At 43.3% G+C, this 19,065-nt stretch carries 15 protein-coding genes; 5 read left to right on the forward strand and 10 right to left on the reverse strand.

The features are described from left to right. Nucleotide 1: 1 nt before the first annotated feature. From DACET_RS15805 to DACET_RS14215, 6 genes are all read right to left on the reverse strand, one after another. Nucleotides 2-1,456, reverse strand: a complete 1,455-nt coding sequence (locus tag DACET_RS15805; RefSeq protein ID WP_013012051.1) for a sensor histidine kinase — start codon at nucleotides 1,454-1,456, stop codon at nucleotides 2-4. A 67-nt stretch (nucleotides 1,457-1,523) separates the two neighbouring features. Beyond that, nucleotides 1,524-4,148 carry a pyruvate, phosphate dikinase gene (gene ppdK / locus DACET_RS14195; protein WP_013012052.1) on the reverse strand — a complete coding sequence of 875 codons (2,625 nt, stop codon included), beginning with the start codon at nucleotides 4,146-4,148 and terminating at the stop codon, nucleotides 1,524-1,526. A gap of 18 nt (nucleotides 4,149-4,166) precedes the next feature. Continuing rightward, nucleotides 4,167-6,230, reverse strand: coding sequence for a glycine--tRNA ligase subunit beta (glyS, locus tag DACET_RS14200; RefSeq protein WP_013012053.1), 2,064 nt, complete (start codon nucleotides 6,228-6,230; stop codon nucleotides 4,167-4,169). 246 nt (nucleotides 6,231-6,476) lie between these two features. Beyond that, nucleotides 6,477-7,082 carry a 3-isopropylmalate dehydratase small subunit gene (leuD, locus tag DACET_RS14205; RefSeq protein ID WP_013012054.1) on the reverse strand — a complete coding sequence of 202 codons (606 nt, stop codon included), beginning with the start codon at nucleotides 7,080-7,082 and terminating at the stop codon, nucleotides 6,477-6,479. Nucleotides 7,083-7,084: 2 nt separating this feature from the next. After that, complete coding sequence (gene leuC / locus DACET_RS14210) at nucleotides 7,085-8,476, reverse strand: 3-isopropylmalate dehydratase large subunit (RefSeq protein WP_013012055.1); 1,392 nt, start codon at nucleotides 8,474-8,476, stop codon at nucleotides 7,085-7,087. A 160-nt stretch (nucleotides 8,477-8,636) separates the two neighbouring features. Continuing rightward, complete coding sequence (locus tag DACET_RS14215) at nucleotides 8,637-10,109, reverse strand: sensor histidine kinase (RefSeq protein ID WP_041230009.1); 1,473 nt, start codon at nucleotides 10,107-10,109, stop codon at nucleotides 8,637-8,639. Between the two features lie 116 nt (nucleotides 10,110-10,225). On the opposite strand from DACET_RS14215, the gene DACET_RS15810 reads away from it, so the two are divergent. Then, entirely contained in the window at nucleotides 10,226-11,053 is an 828-nt protein-coding gene (locus DACET_RS15810; protein WP_013012057.1) for a GGDEF domain-containing protein, read from the forward strand. A 121-nt stretch (nucleotides 11,054-11,174) separates the two neighbouring features. Next, on the forward strand, nucleotides 11,175-12,122 hold the full coding sequence (locus tag DACET_RS14225) for a permease (protein WP_013012058.1): 948 nt from the start codon (nucleotides 11,175-11,177) through the stop codon (nucleotides 12,120-12,122). Between the two features lie 31 nt (nucleotides 12,123-12,153). Here the strand turns inward: DACET_RS14225 and DACET_RS14230 are convergent, their stop codons facing one another. Then, nucleotides 12,154-12,870, reverse strand: a complete 717-nt coding sequence (locus DACET_RS14230) for a glutamine amidotransferase (RefSeq protein WP_013012059.1) — start codon at nucleotides 12,868-12,870, stop codon at nucleotides 12,154-12,156. A gap of 600 nt (nucleotides 12,871-13,470) precedes the next feature. Further along, nucleotides 13,471-13,890, reverse strand: a complete 420-nt coding sequence (locus DACET_RS14235) for a hypothetical protein (protein ID WP_013012060.1) — start codon at nucleotides 13,888-13,890, stop codon at nucleotides 13,471-13,473. Nucleotides 13,891-14,015: 125 nt separating this feature from the next. On the opposite strand from DACET_RS14235, the gene istA reads away from it, so the two are divergent. From istA to DACET_RS14250, 3 genes are all read left to right on the forward strand, one after another. After that, on the forward strand, nucleotides 14,016-15,557 hold the full coding sequence (gene istA / locus DACET_RS14240; RefSeq protein WP_013009613.1) for an IS21 family transposase: 1,542 nt from the start codon (nucleotides 14,016-14,018) through the stop codon (nucleotides 15,555-15,557). Next, nucleotides 15,541-16,287 carry an IS21-like element helper ATPase IstB gene (gene istB / locus DACET_RS14245; RefSeq protein ID WP_013009614.1) on the forward strand — a complete coding sequence of 249 codons (747 nt, stop codon included), beginning with the start codon at nucleotides 15,541-15,543 and terminating at the stop codon, nucleotides 16,285-16,287. Before istA ends, istB begins: the two co-directional genes overlap by 17 nt. A gap of 132 nt (nucleotides 16,288-16,419) precedes the next feature. Continuing rightward, entirely contained in the window at nucleotides 16,420-17,634 is a 1,215-nt protein-coding gene (locus DACET_RS14250; RefSeq protein WP_013009968.1) for an IS256 family transposase, read from the forward strand. Here the strand turns inward: DACET_RS14250 and DACET_RS14255 are convergent. Together DACET_RS14255 and DACET_RS14260 are read right to left on the reverse strand one after the other, a co-directional pair. Beyond that, nucleotides 17,623-18,054 carry a hypothetical protein gene (locus DACET_RS14255; RefSeq protein WP_013012061.1) on the reverse strand — a complete coding sequence of 144 codons (432 nt, stop codon included), beginning with the start codon at nucleotides 18,052-18,054 and terminating at the stop codon, nucleotides 17,623-17,625. The two genes, DACET_RS14250 and DACET_RS14255, sit on opposite strands and share 12 nt — an antisense overlap. Then, entirely contained in the window at nucleotides 18,044-18,871 is an 828-nt protein-coding gene (locus DACET_RS14260) for a hypothetical protein (protein WP_013012062.1), read from the reverse strand. Before DACET_RS14260 ends, DACET_RS14255 begins: the two co-directional genes overlap by 11 nt. Nucleotides 18,872-19,065 lie beyond the last annotated feature (194 nt).

Below are 19,065 nucleotides of genomic sequence, written 5' to 3' on the forward strand. Positions count from 1 at the left end.
TTTATCCTCTTTTAGGCAGTATCAGTGTAAACACTGCACCTGCACCTGTACCTGAATCACCAACAACAATATCTCCTCCGTGAGCTGCCATAATCTTTTTGCATAGAGGCAGACCAAGCCCCGTCCCGGTCTTCTTCAGAGTGTAGAACGGTTCAAATATTTTCTCACGTTTATCGACAGGAATCCCTTCACCTGTATCAGTAACAGATAAAGTAACGTGGCGTTCGCTCTCTGACGCCTCAACTGTCAGTTCGCCCCCTTCTGTCATCTCCTGAACACTGTTTGAGATAAGGTTCATAAGCACCTGCCTTAGCCTATCTCTGTCTGCATGCACTTTAAGCTCCGGATTAACTCTGACAGTGACTTCTATGATGCTGAAGCAGAGGCATCCACGTACAAACTCTATCACTTCCGAGACAAGCGAACTAAGGGAAAATTCACTGATTTCCAGATCAACTCTCCGGGAGTACATCAGGATATCTCCTACGATACGCTCCAGCCTGTGAACCTCCAGCTGAACTATTTTTATATAGTTTTTTGTCTGCGGGTTAACCGCTGTCTGCTCCATTCTTTTGGTGAATCCGCCGATTGCCACCAGTGGATTCTTAAGTTCGTGGGCAACTGTTGCCGAAAGCCTGCCCATCTTAACAAGATTTTCTGCATTCATAGCAGTCTTTCTCAGGTGGCTTAGGTCAGCCATAGTCAGCTCAAGCTGTTTTACAGTACGGGAGAACTCTATCGACAGAGAACATATATTTCCATAGAGAAGCAGAGCCTCTTTATCACTTTCACTATAGTGATCTTTGCAGGCGAGAAGTATACCTATAGGCCTGTCGCCTATACCAAGTCCCGTAACCATCACTTCGCTGCAGAAATATTCTTTAATGCTTTCGAGCCCGTTATTTTTGTCTGCCTTCACTATATCTGTCCGATCATAAAACATTATGTCCGAAAGATCATTTTTAGTTTCAAATGTCAGCTTAACATTCTTAAAGCCGTTTGGAGATATTTTCCCGGCACCATCAGCGTAAATAACACCTCGAAGTTCCAGCAGAGCCTCATTCAGAAACATTATGCCTGCACGGCAGAAGCCGCCCCTTGTCACCAGAACATTTATAAGCTGGCGCATAACCTCGTCGATTGCTTTTTTACTTGTGATAGTCTCAAGTATCTCAGCACCACAAAAGGCACGCCCTGCGGCATCGGAATAAATCCCGGAAAATATGTTAAATATCTTCCTGATATGTTCAATCTCTTTTTCATTCGGAGTTATTTCATGCTCAGGGAATATCTTTATCCTGAAACAGCTGCCCGGGATGTCCAGCTCCTGCGCACATTCTCCCTGCGTACCGTATTCCAGTACAGCCCGATCTCCGTGCATAACATGCATACCAAAAAGTTTACAGCCGAGAGTCTCCTCCATCAGCTGATACAGATCTTCTGCAACTGAGCTCATATTGACACACTCCGAACTCACAAAAAAGTTAAAAAAGGGCGCACAATGTACGCCCGGATGTATTTATTTATGCTTTTAATGCAGCGTGCGCCGCAGCAAGTCTTGCTACAGGCACCCTGAAAGGCGAACAGCTTACGTAGTTCAGCCCTGCTTTCTGGCAGAAAAAGATAGATGCAGGATCACCGCCGTGTTCACCGCAAATACCTGTTTTCAGCCCCGGACGTGTGGAACGCCCTTTCTGAACACCCATCTCCACAAGCTGCCCGACACCGGACTCGTCTATGGAAACAAATGGATCCTCTTTATATATACCCTTTTCTATATACAGAGGGAGAAACTTACCGGAGTCATCACGGCTAAGTCCGAGAGTTGTCTGAGTAAGGTCATTTGTACCAAAAGAGAAAAATTCTGCACACTCAGCGACTTCGTCCGCTGTTAGAGCAGCACGTGGGAGTTCAATCATTGTCCCCACGAGATATTCCAGCTCAACACCTGCCGCCGCTATCACTTCTGAGGCAACAGCTCTTGTCATTTCTTCCAACTCTTTCAGCTCTTTCACATGCCCAACAAGCGGTATCATGATTTCAGGCTGAACATCCTTTCCTGCTTTTTTAAGTTCACACGCAGCTTCCATAATGGCATAAACCTGCATTTCATAAACCTCAGGGTATGTCACACCCAGACGGCACCCTCTGTGACCGAGCATAGGGTTGAACTCATGAAGCTCAACAGCCTTTGCCTTAAGCTGCTCAACAGAAAGGCCGGAGCCATCAGCAACACGTTTCACTTCCTCGTCTGTGTGAGGGATGAACTCATGCAGCGGCGGGTCAAGGAGTCTGACTGTAACAGGGAGACCGTCCATAGCTTCGAAAAGCCCTATAAAATCTTCTTTCTGATAGGGTTTGATCTTTTTGAGTGCTCTTCTGCGCCCGTCTTCGTTTTCCGCGAGAATCATCTCACGTACAGCATCAATACGGTCGCCGTCAAAAAACATGTGTTCAGTACGGCAAAGTCCTATCCCTTCTGATCCAAAATCCCTTGCTATTCTGGCATCAGCAGGAGTATCTGCATTGGCGCGGACACCGAGTGTTCTGAACTCGTCCGCCCAGTTCAGTATCTCTGCGAATTCTCCGGAAAGCTCTGGCTCTATAAGCTTCGCAGCACCGTTTATAACCTCTCCTGTGGAACCGTTAATAGTGATAATATCGCCTTCGTTAATTGTTTTGGAACCCACAGAGAATTTCTTAGCTTTTTCATCAATCTTTATAGCACCGCATCCTGCAACACAGCACTTACCCATACCTCTTGCAACCACAGCAGCGTGGCTTGTCATACCGCCTGTAGCAGTCAGAATACCTTTCGCTGCATGCATACCGCCGATATCCTCTGGAGATGTCTCGGCACGCACAAGTATAACAGCTTCACCTACCACAGCAGCGGCTTCTGCGTCTTCAGCACAGAAAACAGCTTTCCCTACAGCAGCACCTGGTGATGCAGGAAGACCTTTTGCCAGTATATCGTAAGTGATAGATGTATCTATCATGGGATGCAGAAGCTGGTCTATCTGGTTCGGCTCAACACGAAGAACCGCTGTCTTCTTATCTATAAGCCCTTCTGCGAACATGTCATAAGCAATTTTCACTGCTGCTTTTGCTGTACGTTTACCTGTTCTGGTCTGCAGCATATAAAGAACGCCTTTCTCTATAGTAAATTCAATATCCTGAACATCTTTGTAGTGTTTTTCAAGCTTCTGATAAACTTCTTCGAGCTGTTTGAAGCTCTCCGGCATGTCCTTTTCAAGCCTTGCAATTGGTTCGGGCGTTCTGATACCCGCCACAACATCTTCACCTTGAGCATTTACAAGATATTCGCCAAAGAAGACTTTCTCGCCGGTTGAAGGGTCTCTGGTAAAGGCTACGCCAGTACCACAGTCGTCACCCATATTGCCGAAAACCATTGACTGAACATTTACAGCTGTTCCCCAGTCGTCGGACATTTTATTGATTTTTCTGTATGTTTTCGCCCTCTGATTGTTCCATGAATCGAACACAGCGTTAACAGCATACTCAAGCTGGAGCATTGGATCCTGCGGGAACGGAGTACCCAGTTCTCTTGAAACGAGGTCTTTGTATTTAGCAGCGAGGTCTTTCATATCCTCAGGAGAAAGCTTTGTATCTTCGTCAACATTTTTTGCTTTTTTCATATCAGAAAGAATGTGTTCGAATTTGTGATGAGGGATGCCGAGAACAACATCAGAAAACATCTGGATGAAACGTCTGTAGCTGTCGTAAGCAAACCTTGCGTTTCCGGAAGACTTCTCAAGCCCTTTAACTGTTTCGTCAGTCAGACCGAGGTTTAGGATAGTGTCCATCATCCCCGGCATGGAAACCCTTGCGCCGGAACGCACTGAAACAAGAAGAGGATTTTCGATATCCCCGAACTTTTTGCCCATAGCCTCTTCAAGAGTGGCAAGAGCTGCTTTTGCCTGATCCCAAAGACCTTCGGGATACTTTTTGTCATTTTTGTAGAACTCGATACAGGCTTCAGTTGTTATGGTGAAGCCTGGAGGGACAGGTATACCTATACTTGTCATCTCTGCAAGTCCTGCTCCCTTGCCCCCGAGAAGATTTTTGTTCTTACCGTCACCTTCCGTGCGGTCTTTGCCAAAGAAATACACCCATTTGGCGCCCATAAGGATAACCCCCAAGTTTTAAATTATTTTAGTCAGGTCTCCCAGCATGTTGAAGACACTTTTCAGTTTATTAAGCAAACTTAACCTGTTTAGACGTATTTTTTCATCTTTCGCCATTACCATGACATTTTCAAAAAAGTTATCTACAGGTGCGCTGAAAGTGAGCAGCTGGGTCATCGCCATCGTGAAGTTCTCTTCACTCACCTCTCTATTAATCTGGTCAGCCTTATCTGCGATAAGCTTAGCCAGTTCCCTCTCGTAATCATCCTCAAAAAGCGCCTCGTCATAATTTTCAGATGTATGCCCGCTCTTTTTAAGAATGTTATTGATACGTTTATAGCCTGCTGCGATGCTTGCAAACTCTTTTGTCTGCTTGGATTCGCTCAGAGCTTTTGCAGCAGCCTCTATGGTTATGATATCATCCGATATCTCGCAAGCCGCCTCAACACAGTCAGCAGGAATGCCTTCCCCTGCAAGTATCTGGCGGTAGCGCTGTATTATAAAGTCATAAACAAGTTCGACAGTCTTTTCTTTATCAAATGAGATGTAGCCGGACAGAAGGTCTGCACTCTCACCAATCATCTCTTTAAGCCCTATACGGTATCCTTTGGCTTTTATAGTGGACAGTATACCTATGGCTCCCCTTCTGAGAGCATAGGGGTCCTGATTTCCTGTAGGGATAAGATTTATTGCGAAACAGCCGCAGATAGTATCCAGCTTATCAGCCATGGATATAAAAGCACCTGTATCGCTTTCCGGCAGATCATCCCCCGCAAAACGCGGAAGATAGTGTTCTTCTATAGCCTGTGCAACAACGTCGTTTTCGCCTTGAAGCTTTGCATACCTGTGTCCCATAATCCCCTGAAGCTCAGGAAATTCATAGACCATTTCACTCAGGAGGTCAGCTTTGCAGAGTGTTGCAGCCCTTTCAGTATCAGTTTTCGCTGATGGGTTCAGGTTTTCTGAAAAGAAGACTGCGAGCTTTCTGAAGCGTTCCATTTTTTCATAAGAAGTCCCGATTTTTTCCTGATAAACGACCTTTTTCAGCTCTTCCACACGGTTTTCAAGTGGATATTTACGGTCGTTAGCCCAGAAAAATTCCGCATCAGCAAGTCTGGCACGAAGCACTCTTGCATAACCGGTTTTAACAAGCTGCGGGTCGTTGGGCACGGTATTTGAAACACCGATAAATTTATTTACAAGATTGCCGTCTTTATCGGTCACATAAAAATATTTCTGGTGATTTTTCATAGAGGTGATCAGGACTTCTGCGGGTATATCGAGATATCTTTCTTCAAACTCGCCCATGAGAGCGACAGGGTATTCAACAAGCCCTGCAACAGTTTCCAGAAGGTCTTCGTCAAGGTCCACCTTATAGCCGGTCTCCTTTTCTATCTCTGCAACCTGCTCCCGAACCTGACTGATGCGTTCCTCTGTGCTTGAAATGACTCTTGCTTCTTTCAGTTTAGCCTTATAGTCGTCAAAATCCTTCACTTCGAAATATTCGTTGGCGTGGATTCTGTGCCCCATGGTTTTATTGCCGCTTTTAATGCCGTCAATGTCAAAACTGATAACATCACCACCGAAAAGAGCCAGAAACCAGTGGACAGGTCTTGCGTAGCGGAATGTTTTATCCCCCCAGTGCATAGACTTGCGGAACGGGATACTCTTTATCACATCTATGAGTATGCCTTCTATAAAATCACGGGTGGGCACACCTTTTGTCTTTTTAACACCGGAAAGATAAATACCTCTTTCGGTCTCTGCCTTTGTCAGTGAGTCCTCGGAAAGTCCTTTTGATTTTACAAAACCGAGTCCCGCTTTTGTCAGGTTGCCGTCTGCGTCAAAAGCAACGGCGGCAGGCGGTCCCATAATCGTATCTTCGCGGTCTTCCTGTTTTTCAGCGAGCCCCTTTATACTGACATAGAACCTCCGGGGGGTTCCGTCCGATTCGATATCGTTAAAACCTATACCTGCATCGGTAAAGCGTTTAGTAAAGTCATTTTTAAGATACTCACACGCGCTGCCTATAAAACCAGCGGGTATCTCTTCGCTTCCTATCTCCAGAAGAAAATCCGGCATGATTACCTCTATTCAGTTGATTATATTTTTTTACCCGTACATCCTATATATAATCAGAAGTGATTTCAAGGAGTTTGTTAGAAAGAACAATGAATTATGCAGGCATTATTGCGATATTCGATAGAGTTATTTTTCCATTCTATACAAAAAAGGTCGGGAAAACAATAAGTTGCCACAACGGAGAGACAAAACCGGAACCGTGAAAAATAGTTCCACAACCCTGCTCCCCGTCATGACATTCTATCTTTATGCAGAAAATGAATATTTAAGCTCACTCTCAAGCTTTTTTACTGATTTCATACCGTTTAGAAGCTCTGCAAGCGAATCATAAGTTCCCGCGAGAAAAGCCGCCTGAGCGTTTGGTTTGATATTAACCTTATAGCTTTTACCGTTGAAACTTACGGAACTTTCAGCGACATCAAGCTCCATCTTTTCAGAAGGGTTAGCTTCGATTTCTCTCATCAGTTCCCCACGAATATCATCCGACGCTTCAGCACAGACAATACCAAGTGTTGTGCAGTTTCCGAAAAATATCTCTGCATAGCTTCCGGCGATGATAGCATCAAAGCCCGCCTTTTTTATAGACTGAGGCGCGTGCTCACGGGAAGAACCGCAACCAAAGTTATTTCCACTTACGATAATATTAGCCCCTTTATACTGAGGTCTGTCGATAGGGAAATTAAGGGGCTTACCGTCTTCGTCAAAGCGCACATCATAAAAGAGCTGTTCGCCGAGAGCGTCAAATGTCACACATTTCAGAAAACGTGCAGGAATAATCCTGTCGGTATCTATGTCGTCACCGGGTACAGGTACTGCGTTCCCTGTAACTTTTTCAATTTTACCAAGAGCCATGATTAACCTCCGATCTCAAAAACTTCTCTACAGTCGCTGATTTCGCCTGTTACGGCAGCAGCAACAGCCATCACAGGGGACAGAAGCAGCGTTCTGCCTGTTGACGAGCCCTGACGACCTTTGAAGTTTCTGTTTGATGTGGATGCAGATATCTCCCTGCCTACAAGCTTGTCAGGATTCATAGCGAGACACATTGAACAGCCCGGCTCTCTCCACTCAAAGCCGGCTTCTGTAAATATTTTATCAAGACCTTCCGCCACAGCCTGGTCACGTACACCAAAAGAACCAGGGACAGCAAGGGCTCTCACTCCTGCTGCAACGTTATGCCCTTTCACATACTTAGCTGCCTCACGAAAATCTTCTATACGCCCGTTTGTACAGCTTCCAATAAAAACGACGTCAACTTTTTTCCCTTTCATCATTTCGCCGCCGGCAAAACCTGTGTAATCAAGGGCTTCCTGCATAACATCATTTTTCGGAGAAGGTATCTTCTCTGTAATCTTTATAGTCTGCTCAGGGTTTATCCCCCATGTGATCATAGGCTCGATGTCCGCTCCGTCAAACTTAACTATGTCGTCATAATCTGCGTCTGCATCAGATGCCACAGACTTCCAGTACTCGACCATTTCGTCCCAGTTATCTTTCGGGGCGTAAGGCTTTCCTTTTATGTATTCAAAGGTTGTCTCGTCAGGGTTAATGTAACCAACACGGGCGCCCCCTTCGATAGCCATGTTGCAGACAGTCATTCTGCCTTCCATGCTCATATTGTCTATAACGTCCCCTGCAAATTCATATGCATAGCCGACACCACCGCTCACACCGAGCTTGCTTATTATGTAAAGGATAACGTCTTTTGCATATACACCTGGCTTAAGCTTACCGTTCACTTCCACACGTTTCACCTTGAAAGGAGCAATAGACATCGTCTGAGTGGCAAGCACGTCACGAACCTGTGATGTGCCAATACCAAATGCAACAGCACCAAAAGCACCGTGTGTCGCTGTGTGTGAGTCACCGCAGGCAACAGTTGTCCCCGGCTGTGTGAGCCCCTGCTCAGGGCCGACAATATGAACAACCCCCTGTTTCTCTGTCTCAGGGCTGAAAAAGGTTATACCGTTCTCTTTTGTATTCTTCTCTATCGCCTGCATCATCTCTTCCGCCAGCGGATCAGCATATGGTCTCGACCTGTCATCAGTGGGGATGATATGATCAACAGTAGCGAAAGTCCTTTCGGGGAATGCTACCTTTATACCAAGATCTTTCAGCATGGCGAATGCCTGCGGGCTTGTAACCTCGTGAATGAGGTGCATACCGATAAAAAGCTGGGTCTGTCCGTTGGGGAGCACACGAACTGCGTGTTTTTCCCAAACCTTGTTGAAAAGGTTCTTTCCCATATAACGCTCCTTTATGTTATGTTAGTTGTAAACATTGGTTCTTCCGGCTGTTATGAAAACAATCTAGCCGGACATGTAATATAATACAAACCAGTTCACAGTGTAAAGAAAAAAGTTCCGCTAGATTTAAAAAAGTTCAGGCATACTGGAACAAAATAGATTAATTAACCGGAAGAGTAATGATAAAGGAAGTTCCTGTTCGTGGGTCAGTCTTAAAGTCTATTGTACCATTATAATTCTGAACAAGCTCTCTCACAATATATAAACCTATTCCTGTACCGGTAGCCTTCGTGGTGTAGAATTCGTTAAATATCATCTTCTGCACCTGCTCCGGTATACCTCTGCCGTTATCAGCAACATGAATGACAACATTTCTCCCTTCTCTGCCGGCACGTACCCACAGCATCGGACTTTCTGAATCCTCAACAGCTTCCACTGCATTCCTTATCAGGTTAAGTATAATCTGCTCCAGATGCACAGGGTTAGCTGTTATGCTTCCAAGCTCTTCCTGAACGTCCATAGTGAGAGGAATGTCTGTCCATTTAAGAATCGTTCTTTCAGCGTATAAGCGCACATTTGCCATAAAGCTGTTAAGGTTTACCTCTTCTATCTTTTGTTCGTCATCAAGACGGGAGAAATTCAACGTGTTATCAATGATATCTTTTATTCGCTCGGCATCCGACAGAATTTTCTCGCAGTAGTCCTTATTTTCTGAGTTTTTCCTGACAAGAATATCAGCGTGAAGCATTATAGAGTTCAGGGGATTTTTTATCTCATGGCTAACCGCTGCCGTTAGCGTCCCGATGGTCATCAGCCTGTCATTGTGCATCATATTTTTATGCATACTGCTTATAGTGCTGAAAGACTTTCTCAGGGAATAAACCATATAGTTAAATAGCCGTGACATCCGTCCGAACTCATCCTCGCTCACAACATCCATACGAACCTCAAGGTTGTTATTCGCAACCTCCTGCATAGATTTCTCAAGCCTGTGCAAAGGTCTTGTAACAAGGATCTTCACCAGTACCACAACTATAAGAAAGAGCCCCACGCTGGAAACCATAAGAATCTCGCGCACATTAGCAGCATCCTGCCCTAATATGTCTGAAAGGTACGTCAGGTCTATGTTTATGTTTATGTAACCAAGTATTTCACCTTCACTTTTCAGGTGACAGATACGGCATTCCGGAGAGTTCACTATCGACGAATAAAAAGAGACTACATGCTTACCGTCAAAGACATTTTCTCTGAATCCATCTTCGACCTTATTATCCACTATGGTTTGTATATATTTCTTATCATATTTATTAAGCAGTTCCGGCAGAGCTTCGGTAAGCTTCCAGTTTTTATTGAAAATATGCACTCCCATTATGTTGCTGTCGTTCTGAAGCTGAAGCACCAGCCTTTTGATGGACTGCCTGTCGCCATTCAGCATAAAATTATACATAGCACTGTTTACAAGATATGGAATGGACTCTATGTATTTAGAAGTGATCTGATAGGCTTCCTGCTTAACATTGGAATTCATCTTCTGTCCTATAGCAAAACTGAAAACCATCATAATGATAAAGATAAGAATAGATATTTTAACCTGAAGGCTGATTATCCTTCCTGACAGCATTGTTTTTCCCATGGATTAATTCTGCCAGCAAGTATCGAATAAGGCAATATTATTTTAAGCCATGCAGTTCCCACGATATTCATTTGCATGTTTCCCGCATTGTTGATATACAAATATACATATATATCATGACAGATGAACTAAGCAAGTCCACACTAAACCTTGTCCGTTCCATGAAAAAAGCCCTTGTGCGCGACAGTATACTTGCGCTTGCTGCCGGCGCTGTGCTCTTCTGGGTTGCCGTGAAGATTGACGCACTTAATGTTATTCACCGCATCGGATACAAATATCAGTTTTACCAGACAGACAAAATAATCAACTTCCTGCTCACAGCCTTTCTGATTTATTCTGTATTCTCTCTCGTGCGTTTCTTTGAAATGGTGCGCTTCTTTCGTGTCATGCTGAAAATATCCAGATATGACTACCTGACAAGGATATATAACAGGCGTTCTCTGATTGAACTTCTTGAAATGGAGTTTCTGCGCAACCGCCGCTCCAGCGAAGGTCATTTCTCTTTTATCCTCTTCGACATAGATGACTTTAAAAATATTAATGACATATACGGACACGGGCAGGGGGATACTGTGCTCAAAGGTGTGGGCAAGACTCTTGCTTCATCAGTGCGCAAATCCGACATAACAGGTCGTTTCGGCGGAGACGAATTTGCTGTTATTCTTCCTTACACCACTCTTGATAATGCAGTGACCGTAGCGGAAAAAATCAAAGAAAAAATAACTTCTCTCAGGTTTTCAAAGAACAGCAAAGAAAGCATCGGAATCACACTCAGCATGGGCGTGATAGAAGTTGACAGCGAAAGCAAAATAGACACATTTGAGAAGGTGATCGCAGAGGCGGACAAGTTCCTGTATTGTGCCAAAAAGCGTGGCAAAAACACTATCTGCTCCTGTCCAACCGCTACAATATCTCAATGCGAAACATGCTGCAGCTCCGCCTGAACAAATCCAGCATATCCAAAACTTCCGGCTTATAAAACACCAAAAATATAGTTGACAGATTCAACCTGCGAAATTATGTTGTTCTATATGTTTTGATATATCTAGAAGTATAGGAGCTTAAATGACACCTCACCTGCAAAGCACTTTAGACATGTTCGCCTTTTTAGCTGTCGAGTTATCTGTTTTATTCATTGGTATCAGTTTGCTGGTAGGACTTCTTCAGCGTCATATCCCACCCTCCAGAGTGGAAGCCTTGCTTAGCTCTAACGGTAGCCTAGGCTACCTTCTCGCCGCTGGACTTGGAGCTGTCACACCCTTTTGCAGCTGCTCCACCATCCCAATGCTGAAAGGCTTAATTCGTGCACGTGCCGGTTTTGGACCGATGATGGTATTCCTTTTCGCATCTCCGCTGCTAAACCCTATAATTGTTGCTCTGCTTGCTGCCACCTTTGGATTAACCCTTACTGCTACTTACACGCTTGCGGCTTTAGTGGTTTCAGTTAGTGCCGGATGGCTGCTGCACACACTTGGCTTCGAACGTCATGTCATTCAGACAGACATACACGAGACCGCCGGACACAGCGCATCAAAAGACTCAGCACCCACTGTTTCCTGCTGTGAAAGCAGTTGCTGCGGCTCACAAACTTCAGTTGCTAAAAGAGGAAAGTACTACGGTTTATGGCGAGAAACCTGGTCGGATTTCGTAGACGTACTTCCATATCTACTCATAGGCATTGCGATTGGCAGCGTAATCTATGGCTACATGCCTACCGAACTGTTGGAAAGGTATGCCGGTTCGGATAATCCTTTTGCCATTCCGGTTGCCGCAGTAATTGGCGTACCGCTATATATTCGTGCTGAAGCTGTCATACCTCTGGCAGCGGCGCTGACGGCTAAAGGAGTGGGCGCAGGAACGGTATTGGCGCTGATCATCGGTAGTGCCGGAGCCAGCCTGACTGAGCTGATTCTGCTGCGCTCTCTGTTCACACTGAAACTTTTATCGGCTTTTGTAGCAGTCATCTTTGCCATGGCAATGGTTGCAGGCTACGCCACCTATCTGTTTTTGTAACCAAGACGGAGTTGATAAATTATGATGAGATTCACCTGTTGGTACAAAACTCTGCAAATCTTTTAAGCAGATACGAAGCCTTAGGAGTTTCCTCCACAGCATCATTCAGAACTTCTGCGTCTATTCCGTCTTCGGCAAGATCAGCTGAATACATTTTTATATATGCCCGCATTATGTCCGCATCAAATTCAGGGTGAAACTGCACTCCCCATGCACATTCACCTATGCGGAAAACGTGGTTTTTTTCGTGCTGATTACCTGCAAGGCGCACAGAGTCTGAGGGGAGTTTCATCACTGATTGCGAGTGTATTGAGTGGGCGGATATTTCATCAGGCATTTCGTTAAAGACAGGATCGTCATACCTTTCCGGTTTAAATCCAACTTTTACAGTGCCTATCTCCATCCCTTTTTCATTATAGTCCACGACACCGCCCATGGCATAAGCAAGAAGCTGATGCCCGTAGCATATACCAAAAAACGGTGTACCGCTGTCAACGGCACGCTTTATCCACTTGGCTGTCTTTTCACTCCAGTCCTGCTTTTCTGTCACCATACTATGGGCACCGGTCATAATAGCACCGAGGATATCAGACGGATCCGGCAGTTTTTCACCGTTTCTGACATCTACAGACTTTACAGCGTCACTGTTAATGGACAGCTCATCAGCAACCCACTGATCAAAGTCACCATGTTTTTGTATGATCTGTTCGAAGGTAGAATCAGCTTTAATAATTATTATTTTTTTCATGGACGCACCTGACGTATATAATTGCTGACATACTATATCTACGGTGTGGCAGTGTAAAGAAAATAGATTTCTTGAAAACCTATCCTCCCTTATCAAAATGTATTATACACAATAAAAAAGAGGAACCCCGTAAAGAGCCCATTTAGCAATACACACACTATCTATCATATGCTTAGTAATTAGATAATTAAGTGATACCCCGAATTGTACCCTATCCTGAACTAAACCGACAACCCGTTTGTAAGCTGAAATAGCTCTCCGGCCACTTCAGCTCTCAGTTTTTCTATAGGGGCAGGCAATCCAGCATCCATTTTCTGTACAAAACAGTCCTTAGCAATTGTTACCAAATGATGCCACCAGCCGTAATTTATACGATTATGCAACGTCATTAAACATAATAAATGCTCAGAGCGGCCGCCAGCTTAAGGTCATAAAACAAGCGATAATTCACCAGAGATTCCTTAGGTCTACCATTCTCTTACTTGTATAAGAATTTTTCCAATATTCTTGTCATTTTTAATTCCTTTTGATCCAATAATTTCTATAACCACAACACATTAATCAATCCGCAACACTCAATTGCTTTAACTCTAGTTTGAACTAATAAAGATCACAGTTAATTCCAACCTCTTGTAAGACAGAGTTAAACTCATTATCGTTTTTTAAGTATTCAGTTGATTGATAGCTCATAAACTGCATGCTCATCATTATTAGTCTCAAGAGGGAAAAATCTGTAAAATTAATTAAAGTAAAGAGGTGAGAGCTCCTATCGTTTTCAGAAAAACCATTCTCGTCACTTAATTTATCTGAAACCATTTTGACCATTATGTAAAATCTTCTAGTAGCACTAAATATCTGATCATTCGCATCGATATTATTTAGTAGCTCAATTATTTTTTCATTACTGGCTTCTCTACCTCTAAAAATTTCTATTTCTTCTTCTATCTCAATTATAGTGTGATTTTGCAGTTCAATTGACCCCCCTGGCGGCAAATATTTGCAGCTGAATTGACCCCCCATATTTGCAATTCAATTGACCCCTCTGTGGTGTCAGCTTTTGTAAAAAGTTTTGTAAAAATCTCTCCTTTGTATAATGCCTCCATAGAAAATAACTATGGAGAAATTGAATGCGAAAGGAGTACCACATGCACGACATCCTGGATATTCTACGACGCAGAAAGCATGGCGACGGCTTTAAGACGATCGCCAAGGCTCGCAAGATGTCTAGAAACACCATCAGGAAATACATAGAACTGGCTGTCACTTTGGGTTTCGAAAGTGACAGTGAGCCACCACTGGAGGAGATCGCATACGGTGTCTACCGCAAAGTATACGGAGACGGTTCTCGCCCAGTCAGTGAGTGCCGTAAAGTTCTTATTCCATACAAAGAGAAACTGGAACACTGGCTGAGTGAAGAGCGCCTCACTATGACCAAGATTCATTCTCTTCTTAAGCGTCATGGTGTTTCTGTAAGCTATGACACACTGCGCCGCTACCTTCATGAAGATCTTGGTTTCTTTAAGCACAACACAGTCCGCATGCCTGAAACTGCTCCAGGCGAATACGCAGAGGTTGATTTCGGTCGTCTGGGGCTTTTATATGACCCTGAGACAGACAGAAGGCGTGTGGTCCATGCATTGATAGTGACTTTGCCTTACAGCCGCTATCAGTATGTTCACCTTTGCCATAGCATGAAATTCCAGGAAGTAATCACCGGTCTGGAATCAGCCTGGGAATTCTTCGGCGGTGTTCCTGCGAAAGTGATTGTCGACAACATGAAGACAGCCATAGATAAGGCAGACCGTTATGATGCGCAGTTCAACCGCTACTTTTATGAGTATGCTTGTTACCGTGGATTTATCATAGACCCTGCAAGGGCAGTTGCTCCGAAAGACAAGCCTAAAGTTGAAAGAAATGTATCATATGTCAGAGATAACTTCTTTAAAGGAGAGACATTCAGGAGCCTTTCCCATGCACAGGAAGCAGCAGATGCCTGGTGCAGAACTGTCTCCGGCATGCGTATACATGGCACAACTAAAAAGCATCCCCGCATTGTATTTGATATGGAAGAGCAGGCGAATCTGCTCCCTCTGGAACAGGAGCGTTACGATGTACCTTTCTGGGGAACCTGCAAAGTGCATCCAGACCATCATATCCGTATTCAAAGCGCTCTTTATTCTGTCCCCACTGTATACATAGGCAAAGAGGTTTCTGTAAGGCTGGACAGCAAGCTGGTTCGCATTTACCACAAAGAGCAGCAGATAAAGGTGCATAGTCGTATGAAAAAAGGTAAACGCTCAACAGACACCAGTGACTATCCTGAAGAGAAACGTGGATACACCATGAAGAGCTGTGAATATCATATTTATAAGGCTAAAGAAGTAGGTTTCTACTGCGGAGAATTTATGGAGCGTCTGCTATCCGGTGACTTCCCATGGCAGAATCTAAGGCAGGCTCAGAAACTCATCCGGGATGCTGATAAATATGGTCATGGTCGTATGGAGCAGGCATGTCAGCGGGCAGTAAGCTTCGACCTCATCAATGTGTACAGAGTAGTAAATATAATTGAGCTCTCTATGCAGAATAATGAGGTAGAAAAATCTTCCTGTAAAGTGCTGAAACCCGCTAAATTTACACGCAATAAAAACTATTTCTACGAAGGAGGTCACGATGACACTATCAAATGAACTGAAACAGACAGTAAAAAAACTAAGGCTGTCGGGAATACTGGCTACTTTACCGGAACGGATGGCTTATGCCAAACAGCAGCACCTGACATATGCAGAGTTTCTTGAGTTGGTAATGCAGGATGAAGTGGACAGGCGTCTTCATAACCAGGTGGATAATCAAATGAAAAAAGCTGGTATTAACCCCTTTGAGACACTGGAGAGATATGACTTCGACGCTCCGGTGCAGGTAGACAGAGAAATGATCAAAGGACTGTTCGGTCTGAATTTTATTGAGGAAAAAGATAACGTGATGCTGTGCGGACCTGTCGGTGTTGGTAAAACATATCTGGCAAATGCATTGGCCCACGCTGCTGTGCGAAGAGGTAAAAAAGTCCTGATGGTCAGAGCAGAGAAACTTTTTAAAAGACTGCAGCAGTCCAGAGCTGACTACTCCTATGAGAAGGCTCTGCTTGGATTTATTACTCCCGATATGCTTATTATAGATGACTTCGGACTGAAGGCATTGAATGAACAACAGTCTACTGACTTCTATGAGATTGTTGTGGAAAGGTACGGGAGAGCATCTACTGTGATCACAAGCAACAGGGATACGGATGAATGGCTGGAACTATTCCATGACCCGATTCTCGCAAACTCGGCACTCGACAGGTTGGTGCATAATGCATACAGAGTTGTCATTGAGGGTGAGAGCTATAGAAAAATTAAATCCAGAAAAAAGTTGATTTAAAAAGGAAGATGACGTAAACAAAAATTAAGGAGAGAGGGGGTCAATTAACCTGCAAATCAGAGGGGTCTTGAAGAGCGTGTAAATAAAAGTGTGTAAACGTCGTATGTGTTAAACTAACATGCGAGGTTTATGATGAAATTAGACAAGGACAAACTGAAAGAACTGCTTGCTGAAAGCGATGTAAAAACCACAGAAGACCTTCAGGTGTTTATGCGTGACATGATGAAAGAAGTCATAGAAACGCTCTACGAAGGTGAGCTTGAAGCCCATTTAGGCTATAAGAAACATGAACCGAACGTAAGTGACGGCAACAGCCGTAACGGTCGTTCTTCCAAGAAAGTACAATCACAAATGGGCGAAATGGAACTCGAAGTACCCCGTGATCGCCTATCAACCTTTTCGCCTGAAATAGTCAAGAAACGCCAGACAGATATATCAGGCATTGAAGCTAAAGTAATTTCCATGTATGCCAAGGGTATGAGTAACCGTGACATCAAAGAGCACATCTTTGATATCTACGGTCATGAGCTATCGCCGGAGACAGTCAGCGTTATTACAGACAAGATTCTCCCACAGGCTAAAGAATGGCAGAACAGAGCCTTGGAAGAGATATACGCCATCGTCTTTATGGACGGCATGGTTTTAAAGATGCGTGTGGACGGAGCTGTTCGCAACGTCACTATCTACTTTGTGATCGGCATCAGCATGGAAGGTCATAAATCCTGTCTGGGGCTATATCTTGCCGAGACAGAATCCGCTAAATACTGGCTGACAGTTATGAACGAGCTAAAGAACCGTGGAGTACAGGATATTCTTATCTTTGCCGTAGACAACCTCAAGGGCATCTCAGAAGCTATAACAGCCGCTTTTCCACAGTCTGAGATTCAGAAATGCGTAGTCCATCAGATACGCAACTCTCTCCGCTTTGTGCCCTGGAAGGAGCGTAAGACTGTGGCTGCTGACCTCAAGAAAATCTATGCCGCAGCGACCGAGGAACAAGCCAGAGCTGAGCTGGATGCCTTTGCTGAGAAGTGGGACAGCAAATATCCTAACATCTCGAAATCATGGCGGAACAACTGGACTGAGCTTTCTACGTATTTCAAATATTCCAAGGAGCTCAGGAAACTGATTTATACCACGAATCCGGTTGAGAGCTTCCATTCTGCCATCAGGAAATCGACTAAAGGAAAGGGAGCCTTCCCGACGGAAGACTCCCTTGTAAAGCTCTTATATTTAGCTATTTTAGGTATCGAAAAGAAATGGACTATGCCAATCAGGGATTGGGGTGTAATATACTCACAGCTATATATCAACTATGAAGACAGAATTACGACTTTACACAGTTAATATGACAGGCTCCAATTGAACTGCAAAATGACATATAGCCTCAACGCCTTTTTTAATTACATTGTCACCGTTTTCTTTTACTTCAATTTTAAAAGAATCAAGTGCCATACTCTGAGAATTAAGCATATTAAAAAACTGTGTTTCAAACATTCTTAATTTCTCGGTCTGCTCGTTATTTCTCAACTCTTCCTTTAGTGATTTGTTAGCTTCGTTTTGAAGCGTTAAAGACTTGATTAACAATACAAGAGCAATAAAACTCAAAACAGGATTTAACAATCCTCCAACATAATCACTAAATTGAGCCCATGCAGCCGTATCATTTGAAAGACTATACTTAAGAAGATAATAAAAATGATAGATATACGACAAGACAACTATTACAGTTGAAATAATTGCTGCAATTACGTATCTATTTACCATTATAGAAACCAGTGATTATATATTTTACCACTTTACCATCTTGCAATTTCAAAGGTTGAACTTTAAATTTCAGATAGCTCCATTTCTCGAGATCTAATACATTATTCTTACTTAAATTTTCAGAAATCTGTTTTTTAAATTCGATTTCGATTTTTGAGTAATTTTCCTCTAAACCAAATGCAACTGTTTCGGTAGTATCCTTTACCATCAAACGACCATTACCTGTAAAAATATTAAAACGTGTAACACCAGCTTCTATATCATATTTCTCATCAGCAGCAGTAGCTTGTAGCGCCATTGCTGTACTTTCATTGAACTCAGCAATGGCTCTTCTGTTGTCACGGCTTTTCCTGAGATTAACTGTTACTTTATGATAAAATTTCGTGGATATTTCGTGGATATTTTCTAAGCAAGAGACACGTAACTGCTTAATTAAGTCTTCTGAATTGTCTCCAAGTTTTTCTAATATTTTCTCTGCCTTTTCAGATAATTTATTTGTTTCAAGATAAAGAGACTCACAAATATAAAACATCATTAATTCTGCGAATGTATCTTTGCCTATTTGATTGAACTTTCTTTTGAGATCAACATCATAGATGTCTAAACTAAAGATATGTCCATAAGAGCCTTTGAACGTTTTCTTGAGATTTGTTCTTACTTGACTTTTATGTGAACGTCTTTGAACTACTCTCTCATTCAGTAAAAATTCTGCTATGGAGCGTGTGGCATCTGAAACACCCTGCAATGTATCAAGACCTGCTTTCATATCGACAGATTGGTCTGGAGAATCTATCACTACATCAAAATTTATAGACATCACCTTGTTACACTCCTTTGATATTGAAAATAAATTGTAAGCTAATTACAATAGCATCGCTAAAAATCCGTGCACCTTACACACGCAAAGCATACCTCCATCCTGTCAATCATGTCAACTATTGCAGATTATTGGAAATATAACTTATATTTAACACCGTAAAGTTGTGATTAATTGCTCATCTTGACTTCATC

The organism is Denitrovibrio acetiphilus DSM 12809, assembly GCF_000025725.1.
GTDB lineage: Bacteria > Chrysiogenota > Deferribacteres > Deferribacterales > Geovibrionaceae > Denitrovibrio > Denitrovibrio acetiphilus.

Excerpts from the sequence above, each read along its gene's own strand:
- DACET_RS14230 (WP_013012059.1), bottom strand. The coding sequence starts at position 12,870 with ATGAAAAAAATAATAATTATTAAAGCTGATTCTACCTTCGAACAGATC.
- leuC (WP_013012055.1), bottom strand. The coding sequence starts at position 8,476 with ATGGGAAAGAACCTTTTCAACAAGGTTTGGGAAAAACACGCAGTTCGT.
- istA (WP_013009613.1), top strand. The coding sequence starts at position 14,016 with ATGCACGACATCCTGGATATTCTACGACGCAGAAAGCATGGCGACGGC.
- leuD (WP_013012054.1), bottom strand. The coding sequence starts at position 7,082 with ATGGCTCTTGGTAAAATTGAAAAAGTTACAGGGAACGCAGTACCTGTA.
- ppdK (WP_013012052.1), bottom strand. The coding sequence starts at position 4,148 with ATGGGCGCCAAATGGGTGTATTTCTTTGGCAAAGACCGCACGGAAGGT.
- DACET_RS14255 (WP_013012061.1), bottom strand. The coding sequence starts at position 18,054 with ATGGTAAATAGATACGTAATTGCAGCAATTATTTCAACTGTAATAGTT.
- DACET_RS14260 (WP_013012062.1), bottom strand. The coding sequence starts at position 18,871 with ATGTCTATAAATTTTGATGTAGTGATAGATTCTCCAGACCAATCTGTC.
- DACET_RS15810 (WP_013012057.1), top strand. The coding sequence starts at position 10,226 with ATGACAGATGAACTAAGCAAGTCCACACTAAACCTTGTCCGTTCCATG.
- DACET_RS15805 (WP_013012051.1), bottom strand. The coding sequence starts at position 1,456 with ATGAGCTCAGTTGCAGAAGATCTGTATCAGCTGATGGAGGAGACTCTC.
- DACET_RS14250 (WP_013009968.1), top strand. The coding sequence starts at position 16,420 with ATGAAATTAGACAAGGACAAACTGAAAGAACTGCTTGCTGAAAGCGAT.
- DACET_RS14235 (WP_013012060.1), bottom strand. The coding sequence starts at position 13,890 with ATGGGGGGTCAATTCAGCTGCAAATATTTGCCGCCAGGGGGGTCAATT.
- glyS (WP_013012053.1), bottom strand. The coding sequence starts at position 6,230 with ATGCCGGATTTTCTTCTGGAGATAGGAAGCGAAGAGATACCCGCTGGT.
- DACET_RS14215 (WP_041230009.1), bottom strand. The coding sequence starts at position 10,109 with ATGGGAAAAACAATGCTGTCAGGAAGGATAATCAGCCTTCAGGTTAAA.
- DACET_RS14225 (WP_013012058.1), top strand. The coding sequence starts at position 11,175 with ATGACACCTCACCTGCAAAGCACTTTAGACATGTTCGCCTTTTTAGCT.
- istB (WP_013009614.1), top strand. The coding sequence starts at position 15,541 with ATGACACTATCAAATGAACTGAAACAGACAGTAAAAAAACTAAGGCTG.